We start from the raw sequence: 16,462 nt of genomic DNA, 5'->3' as shown, positions 1-16,462 counted from the left end.
CAGATCACACAGTTTTTCGCTGGTCAGAACAAGACTCCATTTTTATTAAACTTAATAACTTCAATCGGACAGGACCAAACACACTTTGCACAATTAGTGCATCGCTCATCAATGATATAGATTTCGGCTTCTTTTAATTCAATTGCATCTTCGGGACAAACACCAACGCAGCATCCGCAAAAGTCACACTTATCGGGCAGGATATCTATCATTAGTTTTCCGGTTTTTGCTTGTCTGTAATTTAGTTCCATTTAAAATTATTGATGTTTATTTAAAGACTTAATCTTTTTCAAATTCTTTACGAACAGCTTTCTTTCTTTTTTCCAACTCTTGTTTTTCTTTCATAAGCTCAATTAATCTTTCTTCAGCCTCAGCGTTTTCCTGTGCTTTAACATTTGCTGCTATCAGCATATCAAAATGGCTTTGTTTATACTTAATTATAATATCTGCAGCATACTTTTTATCTATTATTTCCTTGCTTTCTGAAAGATAAAAATCTTCCCAATTATCACTTAACGAATATTTTTCAATTGTAAGTTCACGCAAATATATCTGAGTTTCATCATCAAATAAATTCATTAAGTCGGCTGAGTTTAAACTACCTCTATTCTCAAACTCAAAATAAACTATTTCAAATATTTTTTTATGGATATCAAGAAGAATATCCTCTGCCTGAATATTATCAATAACCAATTCAATTATCTTTTCATTGTTTTCAAATAATAATCGTATCAATTCTCGTTCAGTGTTGTAAATGTGCAGCGGAATTTTAACTCTCTCCTTTACAATCAATCCTTCTTTAGGAATCTCTTCATCTTTAAAGATCCTCTGGGATAGAATTCTGCTCTGTTTTCTCTGAAACTCCAATGCTTTATCTAATTCACTCTCCAAAAGTTTTTCTCTAAGATTAAATTTTCTTGAGATATTTCTGATTAAAAGACTTCTTTTAAGTTCATCGTCAACAAGAGCAATTGGTTTTACAAGCTCGCGAATAGCACCTGCCATCTTAGTTGGATCATCAAACATTTTTTGTGTTTCATAATATGAAGTCTGATATTCAAGAAAATTTTCTGCACGTTTAATAATTTCTTCAAAAGCCTCTTTGCCAAATTTACTCACATAAGAATCCGGGTCTTCATCCTTTGGCAGTGTAGAAATCTTAACATCAAAATTCCGCTTAAGCAAAATTTCGATACTTCTCATTGATGCTTTTATCCCTGCTGCATCTGCATCAAACAAAAGAACAACATTTTTAGTGTAACGTGAAAGCAATTGTGCCTGATCGTCTGTTAATGCTGTGCCTGAAACTGCAACAACATTTTTAATTCCTGCCTGATAAAGTGAGATTAAATCCATATAACCTTCAACAATAATTGCTTTATCAAGTTTTCTTATATCATCTTTAGCATGCGATAGTCCGTATAAAATTCTGCCTTTCACATAAATTAAGGATTCTGGCGAGTTTATATATTTACCGCCGGTATCTTCTTCTCTTAATTTTCTTCCCGCAAAAGCAACCACTCTTCCGTTTGGTGAAAAGATTGGAAAGATAATTCTTCCCGGCAGTTTATCATAGATTCTTCCGTCTTTGTATTGTCCGATTAATCCAAGTTGTAATGCCTTTTCAAGATCGATGTTTTTTTCTTTGAGAAAGTTTACAAGATTTTCGTATCCGTTAATTGCATAGCCTAAACCAAATGCCCGCATTGTTTGAATTTTGAGATTTCGGTTTTTAAAATATTCTCTGGCTGCCTCGCCTTCCTGATCATTTAATAAATTATTAAAAAAATATCGTGCAGCTTCAGTATTTATATCGTACAGAATTTCCTGTTCGGATTGCTTCTCGTTGTAACCTTCATCATCATAACTAATCTCAATGCCCTGCTGTTCCGCAATTTCCTGTACTGCTTCAATAAAAGAAATTTTTCTGTATTCCATGAGAAACTTAAAAACATTTCCGCCTGTATGACATCCGAAACAGTGAAATATCTGCTTTTCTTCTGTAACAGTAAATGATGGAGTTTTTTCGTTATGAAACGGACATAATCCTACAAAGTTTTTTCCGCGTTTTCTTAATTGAACATATTCTGATATTACATCAACAATACTTACTGAGTTTCTTATTTCTTCTATTTTCGATTCTGAGATTCGCATATCCAAATATAATAAGATTAAGACACATGATTTAAGGCTTTTAGTGTAGGCTGAATTATTTTTATATTTAAAACAGAACTAAATTGATTTAATAATTGCTTTGTTTATAAAAATAAGAAAATACTATGGAAGAAATTGTAAAGAACATAAAACATTACTGTAATAGCTTAACAAAATACTCAAGATATACTACAAGAGAAGTTTTTATAGGAAATATCCCGCTCGGAGGAAATAATCCAATACGCATTCAATCAATGACAACAACCGATACTATGAATACGATTGCAACAGTTGAGCAAACAATCAGAATGGTAAAAGCTGGATGCGAATATGTAAGAATAACTGCTCCAAGTATTAACGAAGCAAAAAATCTTGAGGAAATAAAAAAGGAACTTCGTTTACGCGGTTATAATGTCCCGCTGATTGCAGATATTCATTTTACTCCAAATGCTGCCGAAATGGCTGCACGAATTGTTGAGAAGGTACGCATTAACCCCGGTAATTATATTGATAAAAAAAAATTTGATCTGATTGAATACACAGATGTTGAATATCAGGAAGAGATTGACAGAATAAGAGAAAGGTTTACTCCGCTTGTAAAGATTTGCAAAGAGTACGGCACTGCTATGCGTATCGGAACAAATCATGGCTCTTTGTCAGATAGAATTATGAGTCGTTATGGCGATACACCGCTCGGAATGGTTGAATCTGCATTAGAATTTTTAAGAATATGCGAAGACGAAAACTTCCACAACATCGTTCTTTCAATGAAAGCAAGCAACCCGCAGGTTATGGTTCAGGCTTACAGATTATTAATAAATAAAATGGAAGCTGAAGAAATGAACTATCCGCTTCACCTTGGCGTTACAGAAGCCGGCGGCGGAGAGGACGGGAGAATAAAGTCCTCACTTGGAATAGGAGCTTTACTCGAAGATGGAATCGGAGATACTATACGTGTTTCTTTAACAGAAGATCCTGAATTTGAAGCACCGGTTGCAATTGCTATTGCAAACAGATATAAAAAAAGAGATGATCATAAACCTATTAAAGAAATTGATGAATCACCTATCGACCCTTTCAATTATAATAAAAGAAAGTCATTTAATGTTCTATCAATCGGGCATGGCAATGTTCCAAGAGTTGTTGCCGATTACAGTTCAAGAAAAATTTCTTCACAAAGAGATTTAATTGATATTGGATACACTTATGATGAACAAAGTGATAAATGGAATCTATCAGATACAGCGGCTGATTTAATATATCTCAAAAAAAATATTCTGCCATTTGATTGTCCGAATGGCTTAAATGTAATTTATGATTTTGAGATATGGAAAGATTTGAAGAACACTTATAACAGCTATCCAATCTATACTGCACAACAATTCCTGAATGCTGCTGTAAAATCAAGCGAGCTGAATTTTGTTTCAATGACTATCGATGATTCTTCAAAATCCTTTTTAGATAAAGTAAAAAATGATAAAACTGTTGTGCTTAGTCTGGAAACAAAAAACCTTGCAGGAATGGCTGAGCAGCGCAGAGTGCTTTTTGATTTGTTATTAAATGATGTTCAGAATCCGATAATAATTAAACGGGATTATCTCAACATAACATCTGAAAATCTGCAGCTTTATTCAGCAACGGATTTTGGAGCATTAATGATTGATGGCTTTGGTGATGGTGTCTGGTTATCTGTTGATGAGATAAAATCTGAAAATTCCGGTGTTTATGTAAAAAGTTTTATTAAAAAATCTGAAACCAAAGAAAAAATAATTAACAGGTTATTATTCAATATACTGCAGGCAGCACGACAAAGAATATCAAAAACAGAATATATTGCATGCCCTTCGTGCGGCAGAACTTTATTTGACTTGCAGGAAACAACTGAGATGATTCGAAAACGGACAGAACATCTGAAAGGATTAAAGATTGCAATTATGGGTTGTATTGTAAATGGTCCTGGAGAAATGGCTGATGCGGATTATGGTTATGTTGGAGCTGGAGTTGATAAAATTACTCTTTATCGGGAAAAAAATATTGTAAAACGTAATATTCCGGCAAATAATGCTGTTGATGAATTAGTTAAACTGATAAAAGAAGATGGAAAATGGGTGGAGCCTTGATTTAAAGCAATTAAAAATTGTTTATTAGATCGGATAGATATATATTTCAACACTTAAATATGAGAAGATTAAACCCGAAAAAATTAAAATTCCTCGTTAAAAATGACCCTTGCGGTCTGAATGCGAAGACCAGAAAATTTTAAGAAATGCACCCAAGCCAAAAAAGGGTGCATTTTTTTTTGATTTTATGAGATGTGAAAGTATTGCAAAAATTATAGAAGACTGGGCACCTAAATCCATAGCCTGGGAAAAGGACAATGTTGGTTTACAGGTTGGATCGTTACAAAGAGAAGTATCAAACATTCTACTTTGTTTAGATGTTAACGAAGATGTTGTTAACGAAGCGATAAAACTAAAATGCAATCTTATTATTAGCCATCATCCTTTACTTTTCAGACCATTAAAGAAAATCGATGTCGGAAAAGATCAACATTCGAAGATCGTTGAAAAGTTGATAAAAAAAGATATTACCCTTTTTTCTGCTCATACAAATCTGGATTTTACAAAAGACGGTGTAAGTTTTCAGCTTGCTAAAAAACTCGGACTAAAAAATCAGAAATTTCTGTTTAACCTCTCATCAAATCAAAACAAAATTTCCATCTTTGTTCCCGTTAAATACGCTGATAAAGTTGCTGACGCAATGCACGAAGCAGGAGCTGGTATTATAGGTGAATATACAAACTGTAGTTTCAGAACTGTTGGTGTCGGAACTTTCAAGGGATCGGATAAATCAAATCCAAAAGTTGGATTAAAAAATAAATTGGAAACGGTAGAAGAAGTAAAGCTTGAAGTTCTGGTAAACTCATTCGATGTAGATAAAGTTGTTGCTGCAATGAAAAAAGTTCATCCATACGAAGAAGCTGCTTTTGATGTTTATGTACTTGCCAATAAGGATTCAAATCATGGAATGGGAGTAATCGGGAATTTGGAAAAGGAATTATCAGACAAGCAATTTCTAAATCTGATATTAAAATCATTGAAGATTAAAAATCTCAGATTTTCCAAAGGATTAAAATCCAAAATCAGGAAGGTTGCTGTTTGCGGCGGCTCAGGAAGCGAGCTTTTAGAGACTGCAATTAAAGCTGGTGCTGATGCTTTTATAACCGCAGATATTAAATATCATACTTTTCAGGATGCTGAAAATAAAATCCTTTTAATAGATGCCGGGCATTATGAAACAGAAATCCATTCACTTGAAGCAATAAAGATTAAAATCGAAAAATCTATTTCAGAGAAAATAAAAGTTTTTAAATATAAGGGTTCAACTAACCCAATAGTTTTTTATAATAACTAAGGAGCCAAAAATTGTATACCAGATTAAAAATTCTCTACCAGTTACAATTAGTAGATGATCAATTAGATAAACTTGAAGAACTTAGAGGTGATCTGCCAAGAATGGTAAACAGCCTTGAAAGTCAGATTAACGAATTAACAGATGAAATAAAGAATAAAACAACTGAGCAGCACGAATCAATTAATAAAAGAGCGCACAACGAAGAAGAAATTGAAAAACTTAAAGAAAGCCAGAAAAAATTTAAGGCACAGCTTTATCAGGTCAGAAACAATAAAGAATACGATGCTTTAACTAAAGAGATTGATCATTCAGAAGAACAGATATTGAAATTAACAGCTGAGAATGATACTCTGGCAGATTTGAGTAAAACTCTTACCAATCAGGTTGAGGAAGTTGAGCCAAAACTCGAAGAACTTCAGAAAGAATTGACTGAAAGACAAGCCGACCTTGAGGAGATAATAAAGGCTAACAAGGAAGAAGAAACAATACTGCTTGAAAAAAGAAAAAAGATTGAGGGACAGGTTACCAAACCAGATATATCATTATATACCAGAATCCGTAAAGCAAAAAGAGGCAAGGCTGTTGCAACTGTAAAAAGATCTGCTTGTTCAGGTTGTCATAACATTGTTCCTTCACAAAGACAACTTGAAATAAGAAGAAATGTGAGGATTTTTACCTGTGAATACTGTGGAAGGATTTTGATATCTCAGGAAATTGCTGATGATGTTACAGGAAATAAAGATTAGATCATTTTTAATCTGAAAAAATCGTAATAATTTTATTATATTCCGTCAGTTAAAATTCTCATTAAATCATATTCAATAACTATCACTTTGTAATTGGCTGAATTGGCAGAGATGCCGGTTCAAATTTAAAGAATAATCAAATAATTCAATCCGGGCAATTGCTCTCCGGTTTGCCGGTGGGAGGAAAGTCCGAACTTCACAGAACAAGGTGCCGGGTAACACCCGGGCGTAAATGGAGCAATCTATTTTCGACTGAAAGTGCAACAGAAAATAAACTACCTTGAAGTAATTCAGGGAAAAGGTGAAAAGGCGAGGTAAAAGCTCACCGGCTTAACAGTAATGTTAAGTGCTTTGCAAACCACACCTGAAGCAAGGTCAAGTAAAAAAATCTTCCCGATTCATCGGGACAAAGTTGTTCGCTTTGAACTAATGCTTAATTGCTGGTTGGATTTTTGGGTGGACCGCTAAACTTTATCGGTAACGGTAAAGTAAGATAAATAATTGCCGCTCCGACTAATTGTCGGGGTTACAAAATTCGGCTTACAGGATTGTTTTATTTGATGTGTTCTTATAAAATATAATTAATTCTTTTATGTTAAATAAACGCTGGAAAATCAGAGAAGTTGAAGACATAAATTCATTAAAGGATATTGCTGACTCACTAAACATTTCCGAAGTCTTAGCTAAACTACTATTCTTCAGAGAGATCAAAACTTTCACTCAAGCAAAAAATTTTTTCAGACCTTCCTTAGATTCATTGCACGATCCATACCTGATGAACGGTATGGAAAATGCTGCAAAGCGGGTTATACGGGCACTTACCGAAAATCATCCGATTTGTATCTATGGTGATTATGATGTTGATGGAACCTGCGCTACAGCATTGCTCTATATGTTTTTACAAAAGCTGGGTGCAAATGTTGATTTTTATATCCCCAGAAGATTAAACGAAGGTTATGGATTATCAAAGGAAGGTATTGATGCAATAAAATCCAGCTATAATGCTAAACTGCTTATTACAGTAGATTGTGGTATTACAGCAATTGAAGAAACTGATTATGCAAATCAATTAGGGATGGATGTTATAATCTGCGATCATCATCAGCCAAAAGATGAATTACCAAATGCGCTAGCAGTATTAGATCCGCTTAAACCACAATGCCAATATCCGTTTGATTATTTATCTGGTGCCGGTGTTGCTTTTAAGTTAGCTCAGGGAGTTGCCGAAAAAATCGGTAAAAGAGAAATGCCGTTAAAATATCTTGATCTTGTTGCACTAGCCGCTGCCGCTGATATCGTTCCGCTAATTGATGAAAACAGAATACTGGTTAAAGAAGGATTAGATAAAATAAATACAAACCCGCGACCGGGAATATTAGCGTTGATAGAATCCAGCAGTTTGCAGACCGGTAATTTAAATTCCGGACAAATAGTATTTACAATTGCACCAAGGATTAATGCCGTCGGCAGATTAGGTGATGCCAGAAGAGCAGTTGAATTGTTAATTAGCGAAAGTATTGATGAAGCAAGAACAATGGCAAAAGTTCTGGAATCTGAAAATTATGAAAGAAGAAAAATTGATGTCGATACTTTTGATAATGCACTTCAGCTTGTAGAAAATTCGGTTGATTTTGATAACGAACTTGCAATTGTATTACATCAGGAAGAGTGGCATCCGGGAGTTATTGGTATCGTTGCTTCAAGATTAGTTGAAAAATATTACCGACCAACAATTATGCTGACAACCATTGATGGAATTGCAAAGGGCTCTGCCAGAAGTATAACCAATTTTAATATTTATGAAGCACTTCAAAAATGTGAAGACATGCTCATCCATTTTGGTGGTCATCAGGCTGCAGCAGGATTGGCAGTTGAGTTAGATAAACTTCAGGAGTTTAAAGATAAATTTAATCAGATAGTAAAAGAATCTATAAATGAAGACGACCTTCTGCCGGAGGTTTTAATTGATACAAAGATCAAATTTTCTGATATCACTCCAAAGTTTTTACGAATTCTTGATCAGTTTGCACCATTTGGTCCAGAGAATATGAGACCGGTTTTTCTTACTGAAAATGTTGAATTAAGTAACACCGCGCGGATAGTTGGTAATAACCATATTATGGCAAGTTTTAAACAAAAAAACAGTGATAAGGTATTTGATGCTATTGGCTTTAATATGCGTGAGTATTTAGATTTGTTCCTGAAAAAAAATACAAGTGTTGATATTGTATATACAATTGATAAAACTGTCAGGGATAGCAGAACCTATCCCCAATTAAGATTAAAAGATTTAAGACTATCAGAAAAAGAAAGTTAGGAGATTTGGGATGTCAGGACACTCAAAGTGGGCAACAATAAAAAGAAAAAAAGCTGTTCTCGATACTAAAAGAGGAAAAATTTTTACAAAGCTTATTAAAGAAATTACAATTGCTGCACGGGCGGGCGGAGATCCTGCGGGTAACCCAAGATTACGCTTAGCAATTGATAATGCAAAAGCACAGAATATGCCAATGGATAATATTGAGCGTGCTATTAAAAAAGCTACCGGCGAACTTGAGGGAGTAACCTATCACGAATTAACCTATGAAGGATATGGACCGGCTGGAATCGCAATTTTGGTTGAAGTTGCAACTGATAATAAAAACAGAACTGTTGCAGAGGTAAGACATTTATTTAGCAAACATGGCGGTTCAATGGGTGAAACCGGTTCGGTTGCCTGGATGTTTGATAGAAAAGGTATAATCACAATGCCTGCTGCAGGTAAAAATGAAGATGATGTTATGGAGATAATTTTAGAGGCAGGAGCAGATGACCTTTCAACTCAGGATGATTTTTTTGAAGTTCAAACTTCAGTTGAATCATTTGAACCTGTTAGAAGAGCGCTTGTAGAAAAAAACTTTACTGTTGAAAATGCATCACTCCAGTGGATTGCAAAAAACCTGATTGAGGTAAAAGGAGAGGATGCTGAAAAAGCGATGAAAATTATTGAAGTATTAGAGGATATTGATGATGTGCAGAATGTTTACTCCAACGCTGATTTTATCGAATAAACTTCTGAGTTTCAGAAAACTTTTTTATTCCCACACATGTGGGAATTTATTTTTAAACCAGTTTAACACTGCTTTATGATCATCTTAGGTATAGATCCGGGGACAAGAATAACCGGTTATGGTGTTATCAGATATACCAATAACAGTTTTTTAAAAATCGCCAGCGGATCAATTAACCTTCCATCTGATAAACCAATACCATATCGCTTGGAAATTATTTACAAAGAACTTGGCAAAATTATTAAACGCCATAAGCCTGATGAGTTTGCAATTGAAACTGCGTTTTATGGAAAGAATGTTCAATCAGCAATGAAGATCGGTTATGCCAGAGGTGTTTCAATCTTATGTGCATTGCATAATAATATTCCTACCAGCGAGTATTCACCCCGGGAAGTAAAAAAATCAGTTGTGGGAAAAGGCTCTGCAAGCAAAGATCAGGTTTTATATATGATTAAAACTTTACTTAATATTAAATCAGAAAAAATTAAAGTTGATGAAAGTGATGCACTTGCAATTGCACTTTGCCACGCTTTCAGGAAAAAGATCCCATTAAAAAAAACAAAAGACTGGAAATCCTTTATTGAAGCATATCCGGAAAGAGTTATTGAATAAGATATGATTGGCTATCTTACAGGAAAAATAATTTCATCAAAACCCACACAGATTTTGCTTGATGTTAATGGTGTTGGTTATTCTGTAAACATATCTGTTAACACATTTGAAAAGATTTCTGAAAAAGAATCTGTTTCACTTTTTATTTTCACAAATGTCAAAGAAGATTCTATTACTCTGTTTGGTTTTTATACCCAATCCGAAAAAGATATGTTTGAGCTTTTAATTTCTGTTAGCGGCATTGGACCTAAAGTAAGTATGGGGATATTATCGGGTATTGTTGTTGATGATTTGAAAGAAGCTATCAGCAATGGAAATATTTCAAGACTTATTGCTATCCCCGGCATCGGCAGAAAAACTGCAGAACGAATTGTTCTGGAATTAAGAAATAAGGTTGACTCAATTAAAGCTGATGGAGAAGTAAAAGTATCATCAGCAAAAGAAGAAGCTGTTGCAGCGTTATCTACGCTGGGTTATCAAAGACAAATAAGTGATAAAGTTATAAGAGATCTGCTTTCTGAAAATCCAAATTACTCCTTAGAAGAGCTTATAAGAAAAGCCCTGTCAGAATTGAATAAATAATCATCTTACCGAGCATTCAAGTTTTAATAATCCATTGAGTTCAGCGGTTAATTTATCACCGCTTACAACTTTATTTACTCCTTTAGGTGTTCCAGTAAAAATCAAATCACCAAACTCAAGTTTCATCAGAGAGGAAATGTATTGAACGATCTCTGCAGGTTTATGAAGCATTTTACTTAATTGATCTTTTTGTCTGTATTCACCATTTACTTTTAATGAAATGGTTTCTTCAAGGGTTAATTGATAAGAAGTTTTTTCTATAAACTCTGAAAGTACAGTAGAAGTATCAAAACATTTTGCAGTTGTCCAGGGATATCCTTTCTTTTTAAGCTCCGATTGAACATCCCGCAAAGTCATATCCAAACCAATTCCATATCCGGTAATTGCTTTTTCAGATGTTTCAAGATCAGCATCTTTGATCGCTTCCCCAATCAGCAGTACAAGCTCAGTCTCATGGTGCATATCATTTGAATACGAAGGACATACAATTTTATCTCCTGAATAAATAACAGATGTAACTGTTTTTAAAAATACAACAGGTTTCTCCGGAATCTTGTTACCAAGTTCCTGAGCGTGTTCAGCATAATTTCTCCCAACGCAGACTATCTTTCCAATTGTAATTTCTTTACTACTGTTTTTAATTTTTATGGTTTTCATTTTTCTATACTCTCTATAACTCTCTGCAGCTTGATCTTCAATCTGAGGAAATGATTAAAGAACAAGTCCAAATAATTTTAACAAGTAACAGGCAGAATAAACTCTGCACTGATGCAGCTTATTATAAAAACACATTACTGGATAACAGACATCAGATTCATTTTTTTATGTCTTTTGTTTTTTCTTGGTTGCTGCAGGAAATAAAATATTATTTAGTATTAATCTGTATCCCGGTGAATTCTTGTATAAACTTAAATCAGTCGGCGGGTCTCCTACTACATGCTGATAATCTTCAGGATCGTGACCGCCATAAAAAGTAAATGTTCCTCTTCCGAAATTTCCATGAATATATTTAACCTGATTGGTTCCTTGTCTTTCTGCTAATATTACTACTGAATTTTTAATCAGGTTTTTCCTGAACATACTTGTTTGTCCCATAAAACCTTTAATTACGTTTGCATGGTCTTGTGTTAACATTGTCGGTACGGGATCATACTTGGCGGAAAACTCAAATAAAGTAAAGTAATCATTTTGTTGTAACCCAATTTCCACAGGCTGAATATCAATATCGCTGTATTCATAAACATACGGATTCATTTCTAATTTAAAATCACTAAAAGCAAGAGTTTTAGAAAAGTCCAGTTTGCTTTGTGCTTCAGGATCAGCAGCATCACCGTCAAAAACCGGTGCACAAATATCAACATCTTCTGCTGCAAGAGATATATCATAAGAATCTGTTGCGCTGCACATAGCAAATAAAAATCCTCCCTGTCCAACAAAATTTTTTATCGTTAAAGAAACAGCTTTCATCATCTCAGAAACTTTATTGAATCCGTTTTTCTTCGCATTATTTTCATACATAATCTGCTGATCAATATACCATTGTGCATTGTTGAAACTTGCGTAAAACTTGCCATACTGTCCAGTAAAATCTTCGTGATGCAGATGCAGCCAATCATATTTTTCCAAATCACCTCGAAGGATTTCATCATTCCAAACCTTGTCATATTTTACCTTGGCATATTCCAGTGCAAGAGTAACAGCATCATCCCAGGGTGAAAACCCCGGCGGCACATAAACAGCAATCTTTGGCGCTTTTTCTAATCTTACAACATCCATATTGTTGTCTTCACTCTGAACTTCAGAATAAATCAGCGAAGCCTGAGCAAGACTTATCTGTTCAAAGTACACTTCTTCTATCAGGCACTCTGAAACTACTTTATCTGACTGGTCAATTAAAAAAGAACCGCCCCGATAGTTTAACAGCCAGTCGGCTTTTAAGCCATTCTCCAATGCGTGAAAAGTAATCCCATAAGCTTTAAGATGATCTGTCTGTCTAAGATCCATCGGGATAAAAATTTTGTTTTGAGAATAAAACTGAGCTGAAAATAAAATGAACAGCAGAGATATGTAAATAATTATGTTTTTCATCTTACAATAAAAATCGCTGAACGCAAATGCCGGCAAAGAAGCAATCTGATAACCAGATAAAAAGATTGTATTTCGCTATAACAGCGGCAAGCACGAATAACTTTCTTAGTATCAATCAGGCAGACTTAGCATCTGATTTTATAAATATCGGTTCTGAGTTTTTTTCAACTACATCTCTGGTGATAATACATTTTTCTATATTTTTTTTAGCAGGCAGATCATACATTATATCAAGCATAAAGTTTTCGACAATAGAACGTAATGCGCGTGCACCGGTTTTTCTTTCCATTGCCTTTTCAACTATTGCATCCAGAGAAAAAGGATCAAATTCAAGTTCAACACCTTCCATTAAAAACAGTTTTTTATACTGCTTGATTATAGCGTTCTTTGGCTCGGTTAAAATATTACGCATTGCTTCTTTTGTAAGCTGATGAAGCGGAGCAGCAACGGGAAGTCTGCCAATTAATTCAGGAATCAAACCAAACTTTAACAAGTCTTCGGGCTGTATAAGTGAAACAAGGTCTTCATCTTTTGTTTTTTCTTTTAAGTCTGAAGAAAAACCCATTCTGTTTTCATTCAATCTTTTTGCAATAATTTTATCTATTCCATCAAAAGCACCGCCCACAATAAACAGTATATTTTTTGTGTTAAGATTAATTAAACTTTGCTCAGGATGTTTTCTTCCGCCTTTAGGAGGAATGCCGGCAATGGTGCCTTCTAATATTTTTAACAATGCCTGCTGTACACCTTCACCGGATACATCACGAGTTATTGATGTACTTTCACTTTTGCGCGCAATCTTATCTATCTCATCGATATAAACAATTCCTTTTTGTGCCCGCTCTAAATTATAATCAGCAGCTTGTAATAAATGAACAAGAACTGATTCAACATCATCGCCAACATAACCTGCTTCTGTTAAAGTTGTTGCATCAGCAATTGCAAACGGAACATCCAGAGTTTTAGCAAGAGTTTGGGCAAGTAATGTTTTACCAACGCCGGTTGGTCCGATTAAAAGAATATTACTCTTTTCAATTTCAACATCATCAAGCTCAAAAAAAGTTGTTCTGGATCCAATTCTTTTATAATGATTATAAACAGCAACAGCTAAAACTTTCTTAGCTCTTTCCTGTCCAATTACATATTCATCAAGTGCTTTCTTAATAGTTTCCGGGGAGTGTTTTGTCCATTTACTTTGTTTTTGATTTGCTACCGCCGCTAAGTTGTTCTTAAGAATATCAACACTGCTTCCTATACAAATATCACAAATATAAACATCGGGTCCTGCAATCATACTTCCGACTTCATTTCCATCTCTTCCACAGAAAGAACACTTAACTATTTTTTGTCCCGGTTTTTTAGACATTGTTTATCCTAACTAATTTTTTTCTTCAATTCAATTATATTTTGTCTTGCTGCATCAAGGTAAAGTGACCTTGGAAATTTAATAAGCAGACTCTCGTATGATTCTATTGCTTTGTCGTTATTCTTAAAACCAAACTGATAAATTCTGCCTTGCAAATATAAAGCTTTATCAGAATAAATATTTTTTTCTGCCTCCTCAACAATTAAACTAAGTGCTGATAAAGCATTTAAATAATCATTATTTGCAATCTGCATTTCTGCACTTCTCATCTTTGCCAATGAGTGAAACATAAAAGCCTGCGGGTTTTGAGCAAGCTGATCATAAATAATTTTTGCCTCATCAAATTTTTGCTGTTCGGTTAAATATTCTGCTTTACAATACAGTGATAAATTAGACGAGTCATTTTTTGCATTGTTCAATAGAATTGAAAACTCAATTGCGTCATTTGCTATATTGTCTTTAAGATTATCCATCACGGTAAACAGCTTTTGTCTGGCTTGTTCAAAATCATTTTTAAATGAATATATCCGTGCAAGCATATAATTTGAAAAACCTCTGTCATCCTGGTTTACCCTGGGGAGATTTGCAACTGATTGAAAATATTTTTCTGCTTCATCCAGTCGGGATTTTCGTATAGAGATATTTCCAAGTTCAATCAGAGCGAGTGAAACGAATTTCGACGCAGGATAGTTTTCTGTTATGTTGTTAAAATAATCTTTTGCTTTTTCATTGTTATTAAGATAGTATTCATAAAGAATCCCTATCCTTAGATTAGCCTCAATTGCAACTTCAGAATGGTTGTAAATAGTTATTATTTCTTTATAAGCATCAATAACAGGCTGAACATCACTTTCTTTAGCAGCAACCGGAATAAAGTATGTCTTCCATTCCGGATTATCAGATTTAAATTTTTTTATAAATAATGCCTCGAGTGATTTTGCGTAACCAAGTTTTGCCGGTGGAATTATTTGTTCATTATTAAAGTTATCTATTATATATTCATAAACATTTAATGCAGTTTCAAATGTACCATCACGATATACAAAGTCAGCAAAAGATTGGAGTTCAATTCCTTGATTATCTCCTTTTTTATCTATTTCTTTATAAATATCAAACGCATCATTAAATAATTTTTTTTCAATCAGTAACCTTGCAAGTAAATGAGAGAAATTTATATTCTCATTCTTAAATTTTCTTACTACTTCAATTGTTTCATCAAGCGCACCAGGTTTATTAGAATATGAAAGAACTCTGCTTTCAATCTGCTGATATTGTGAAGAATTAGTTTTTATAAGTCCGCAGTATTCGTTTGCTGCTTCACGATATCGCATTGTAATCTGATAAAGTTCTGCAAGATCATAAGAAAATAAATATGGATCTTTTGATAACTTTTTGCCAAGACTCAGGTATTCAATAGCCTTTTCAAAATCACGCTTTTCAATTGCGTAGTTGGAAATGATCCGAATAGCCATCTGATTGGACTTAAACTGATTAATAGCATCTTCCCAAACCTTATAAGCTTTTACATGATCGCCTGATGTGTAATATGTGGAACCGAGCATTCCATATAGACTTATATCTTGAGGCGACAGTTTAATTCTGGCTTCAATCAATGAAACTGATTCGTTATATTTTTTAAGCTGAAGGTAAAGTGTGTTAAGTTTATTAAAGAACTGAACATTATTCGGATCTTTTTGATTAAGGTTTTCAATTATCTCAACCGCTTTGTTTAGATCACCTTGTTGTTCATAGCTCTCAGCAAGCATAAACAGATTTTGATCCATTTGGTTTTGCTGAGCTTGTAGAGGAAAAAGCAAAAATAAAGTTATAAGAATTTTCTTTAGCATAATCTAAAAATAGCAATTAATAACAAGCATTCAAGGGAAGAAATGTTTCTGCAAGTCTGTAATATTTGAGAACAATGGCACACTGATTTAACGGATGTAACTGAATAGAACTGATTTAAATCCATTAATATCCGTTTAATCAGTTCAATCTGCGTTCTATTTGTATTTAAGACAACTTAAACATAACGGGAATTGTTACTTCTGCTTTTACAAGTTTGTTGTCTTTAATTCCGGGAGTGAATTTTATTTTCGTAATTACATCCATTGCGGCTTTATTACATTCATCATTAAGACTTTAGTTTCTATCTCATTCTGTTCTACCTCTTCGGGGATATTTTATTTTACTTTGTATTACATACATTCCACTAATTAGCCCGTGCATATTTTCAACCATTGGTAAAAAATCATCTTCATTAATGAGTTGATTGGTTTCAAAATATTAAAATGAGACTAATAATTAGCGGCTAAATCTGTAATAGTAGATTGTAAATCCTACTTCTGACCTGCATTTTGTCTTAATATCCAATTATATCTTGTCAAAAAGAAGCTAAAAAGAAATAAATAATTCCTGCTCCTACGAAAAATCAAATGGAATAATCTTTG

The 16,462-nt window shown here is 33.9% G+C and carries 13 protein-coding genes and 1 other RNA gene; 8 read left to right on the top strand and 6 right to left on the bottom strand.

Features of this window, described 5'->3' with window-relative positions; translation table 11 throughout:
* Positions 1–23 precede the first annotated feature (23 nt).
* Positions 24–251, bottom strand: coding sequence for a 4Fe-4S binding protein (locus ROY99_04325; protein ID MDT3695594.1), 228 nt, complete (start codon positions 249–251; stop codon positions 24–26).
* Between the two features lie 28 nt (positions 252–279).
* A complete protein-coding gene (gene dnaG, locus ROY99_04320) occupies positions 280–2,154 on the bottom strand; it encodes a DNA primase (protein ID MDT3695593.1) in 1,875 nt (624 codons plus the stop codon).
* Between the two features lie 125 nt (positions 2,155–2,279).
* Between dnaG and ispG the strand changes: the two genes are divergently transcribed.
* The 8 genes from ispG to ruvA all read left to right on the top strand — a co-directional run bounded on the left by ispG (position 2,280) and on the right by ruvA (position 10,558).
* On the top strand, positions 2,280–4,274 hold the full coding sequence (gene ispG, locus ROY99_04315; GenBank protein ID MDT3695592.1) for a (E)-4-hydroxy-3-methylbut-2-enyl-diphosphate synthase: 1,995 nt from the start codon (positions 2,280–2,282) through the stop codon (positions 4,272–4,274).
* Between the two features lie 187 nt (positions 4,275–4,461).
* The gene (locus tag ROY99_04310) at positions 4,462–5,568 is read left to right on the top strand and encodes a Nif3-like dinuclear metal center hexameric protein (GenBank protein ID MDT3695591.1); all 1,107 of its coding nucleotides are present in this window, start codon (positions 4,462–4,464) and stop codon (positions 5,566–5,568) included.
* Between the two features lie 11 nt (positions 5,569–5,579).
* Complete coding sequence (locus ROY99_04305) at positions 5,580–6,314, top strand: C4-type zinc ribbon domain-containing protein (protein ID MDT3695590.1); 735 nt, start codon at positions 5,580–5,582, stop codon at positions 6,312–6,314.
* Positions 6,315–6,456: 142 nt separating this feature from the next.
* Positions 6,457–6,873, top strand: an RNA gene (gene rnpB / locus ROY99_04300) — RNase P RNA component class A.
* Positions 6,874–6,906: 33 nt separating this feature from the next.
* The gene (gene recJ, locus ROY99_04295; protein ID MDT3695589.1) at positions 6,907–8,631 is read left to right on the top strand and encodes a single-stranded-DNA-specific exonuclease RecJ; all 1,725 of its coding nucleotides are present in this window, start codon (positions 6,907–6,909) and stop codon (positions 8,629–8,631) included.
* Between the two features lie 10 nt (positions 8,632–8,641).
* Entirely contained in the window at positions 8,642–9,364 is a 723-nt protein-coding gene (locus ROY99_04290) for a YebC/PmpR family DNA-binding transcriptional regulator (protein MDT3695588.1), read from the top strand.
* Between the two features lie 75 nt (positions 9,365–9,439).
* Positions 9,440–9,976, top strand: a complete 537-nt coding sequence (gene ruvC / locus ROY99_04285) for a crossover junction endodeoxyribonuclease RuvC (GenBank protein ID MDT3695587.1) — start codon at positions 9,440–9,442, stop codon at positions 9,974–9,976.
* A gap of 3 nt (positions 9,977–9,979) precedes the next feature.
* Positions 9,980–10,558 carry a Holliday junction branch migration protein RuvA gene (gene ruvA / locus ROY99_04280; GenBank protein ID MDT3695586.1) on the top strand — a complete coding sequence of 193 codons (579 nt, stop codon included), beginning with the start codon at positions 9,980–9,982 and terminating at the stop codon, positions 10,556–10,558.
* Here the strand turns inward: ruvA and ROY99_04275 are convergent, their stop codons facing one another.
* The 4 genes from ROY99_04275 to ROY99_04260 all read right to left on the bottom strand — a co-directional run bounded on the left by ROY99_04275 (position 10,559) and on the right by ROY99_04260 (position 15,859).
* Positions 10,559–11,215 carry a fumarylacetoacetate hydrolase family protein gene (locus tag ROY99_04275; protein MDT3695585.1) on the bottom strand — a complete coding sequence of 219 codons (657 nt, stop codon included), beginning with the start codon at positions 11,213–11,215 and terminating at the stop codon, positions 10,559–10,561.
* 165 nt (positions 11,216–11,380) lie between these two features.
* Positions 11,381–12,646, bottom strand: a complete 1,266-nt coding sequence (locus ROY99_04270; GenBank protein ID MDT3695584.1) for an asparagine synthetase B — start codon at positions 12,644–12,646, stop codon at positions 11,381–11,383.
* A gap of 115 nt (positions 12,647–12,761) precedes the next feature.
* A complete protein-coding gene (gene clpX, locus ROY99_04265) occupies positions 12,762–14,012 on the bottom strand; it encodes an ATP-dependent Clp protease ATP-binding subunit ClpX (protein ID MDT3695583.1) in 1,251 nt (416 codons plus the stop codon).
* Between the two features lie 8 nt (positions 14,013–14,020).
* On the bottom strand, positions 14,021–15,859 hold the full coding sequence (locus ROY99_04260; protein MDT3695582.1) for a tetratricopeptide repeat protein: 1,839 nt from the start codon (positions 15,857–15,859) through the stop codon (positions 14,021–14,023).
* Positions 15,860–16,462 lie beyond the last annotated feature (603 nt).

The organism is Ignavibacterium sp. (assembly GCA_032027145.1).
In the GTDB taxonomy this organism is placed as follows: Bacteria; Bacteroidota; Ignavibacteria; order Ignavibacteriales; family Ignavibacteriaceae; genus IGN3.
The sequence above is the reverse complement of the archived record's forward strand: the minus strand, read 5'-3'. Positions and strand labels throughout refer to the sequence as shown.

Bases quoted from the DNA above. Each gene is read 5' to 3' on its own strand.
- ROY99_04325 (MDT3695594.1), bottom strand. From the start codon at position 251: ATGGAACTAAATTACAGACAAGCAAAAACCGGAAAACTAATGATAGAT.
- ROY99_04310 (MDT3695591.1), top strand. From the start codon at position 4,462: ATGAGATGTGAAAGTATTGCAAAAATTATAGAAGACTGGGCACCTAAA.
- ispG (MDT3695592.1), top strand. From the start codon at position 2,280: ATGGAAGAAATTGTAAAGAACATAAAACATTACTGTAATAGCTTAACA.
- ROY99_04275 (MDT3695585.1), bottom strand. From the start codon at position 11,215: ATGAAAACCATAAAAATTAAAAACAGTAGTAAAGAAATTACAATTGGA.
- recJ (MDT3695589.1), top strand. From the start codon at position 6,907: ATGTTAAATAAACGCTGGAAAATCAGAGAAGTTGAAGACATAAATTCA.
- ruvA (MDT3695586.1), top strand. From the start codon at position 9,980: ATGATTGGCTATCTTACAGGAAAAATAATTTCATCAAAACCCACACAG.
- ROY99_04270 (MDT3695584.1), bottom strand. From the start codon at position 12,646: ATGAAAAACATAATTATTTACATATCTCTGCTGTTCATTTTATTTTCA.
- dnaG (MDT3695593.1), bottom strand. From the start codon at position 2,154: ATGCGAATCTCAGAATCGAAAATAGAAGAAATAAGAAACTCAGTAAGT.
- clpX (MDT3695583.1), bottom strand. From the start codon at position 14,012: ATGTCTAAAAAACCGGGACAAAAAATAGTTAAGTGTTCTTTCTGTGGA.
- ruvC (MDT3695587.1), top strand. From the start codon at position 9,440: ATGATCATCTTAGGTATAGATCCGGGGACAAGAATAACCGGTTATGGT.
- ROY99_04260 (MDT3695582.1), bottom strand. From the start codon at position 15,859: ATGCTAAAGAAAATTCTTATAACTTTATTTTTGCTTTTTCCTCTACAA.
- ROY99_04290 (MDT3695588.1), top strand. From the start codon at position 8,642: ATGTCAGGACACTCAAAGTGGGCAACAATAAAAAGAAAAAAAGCTGTT.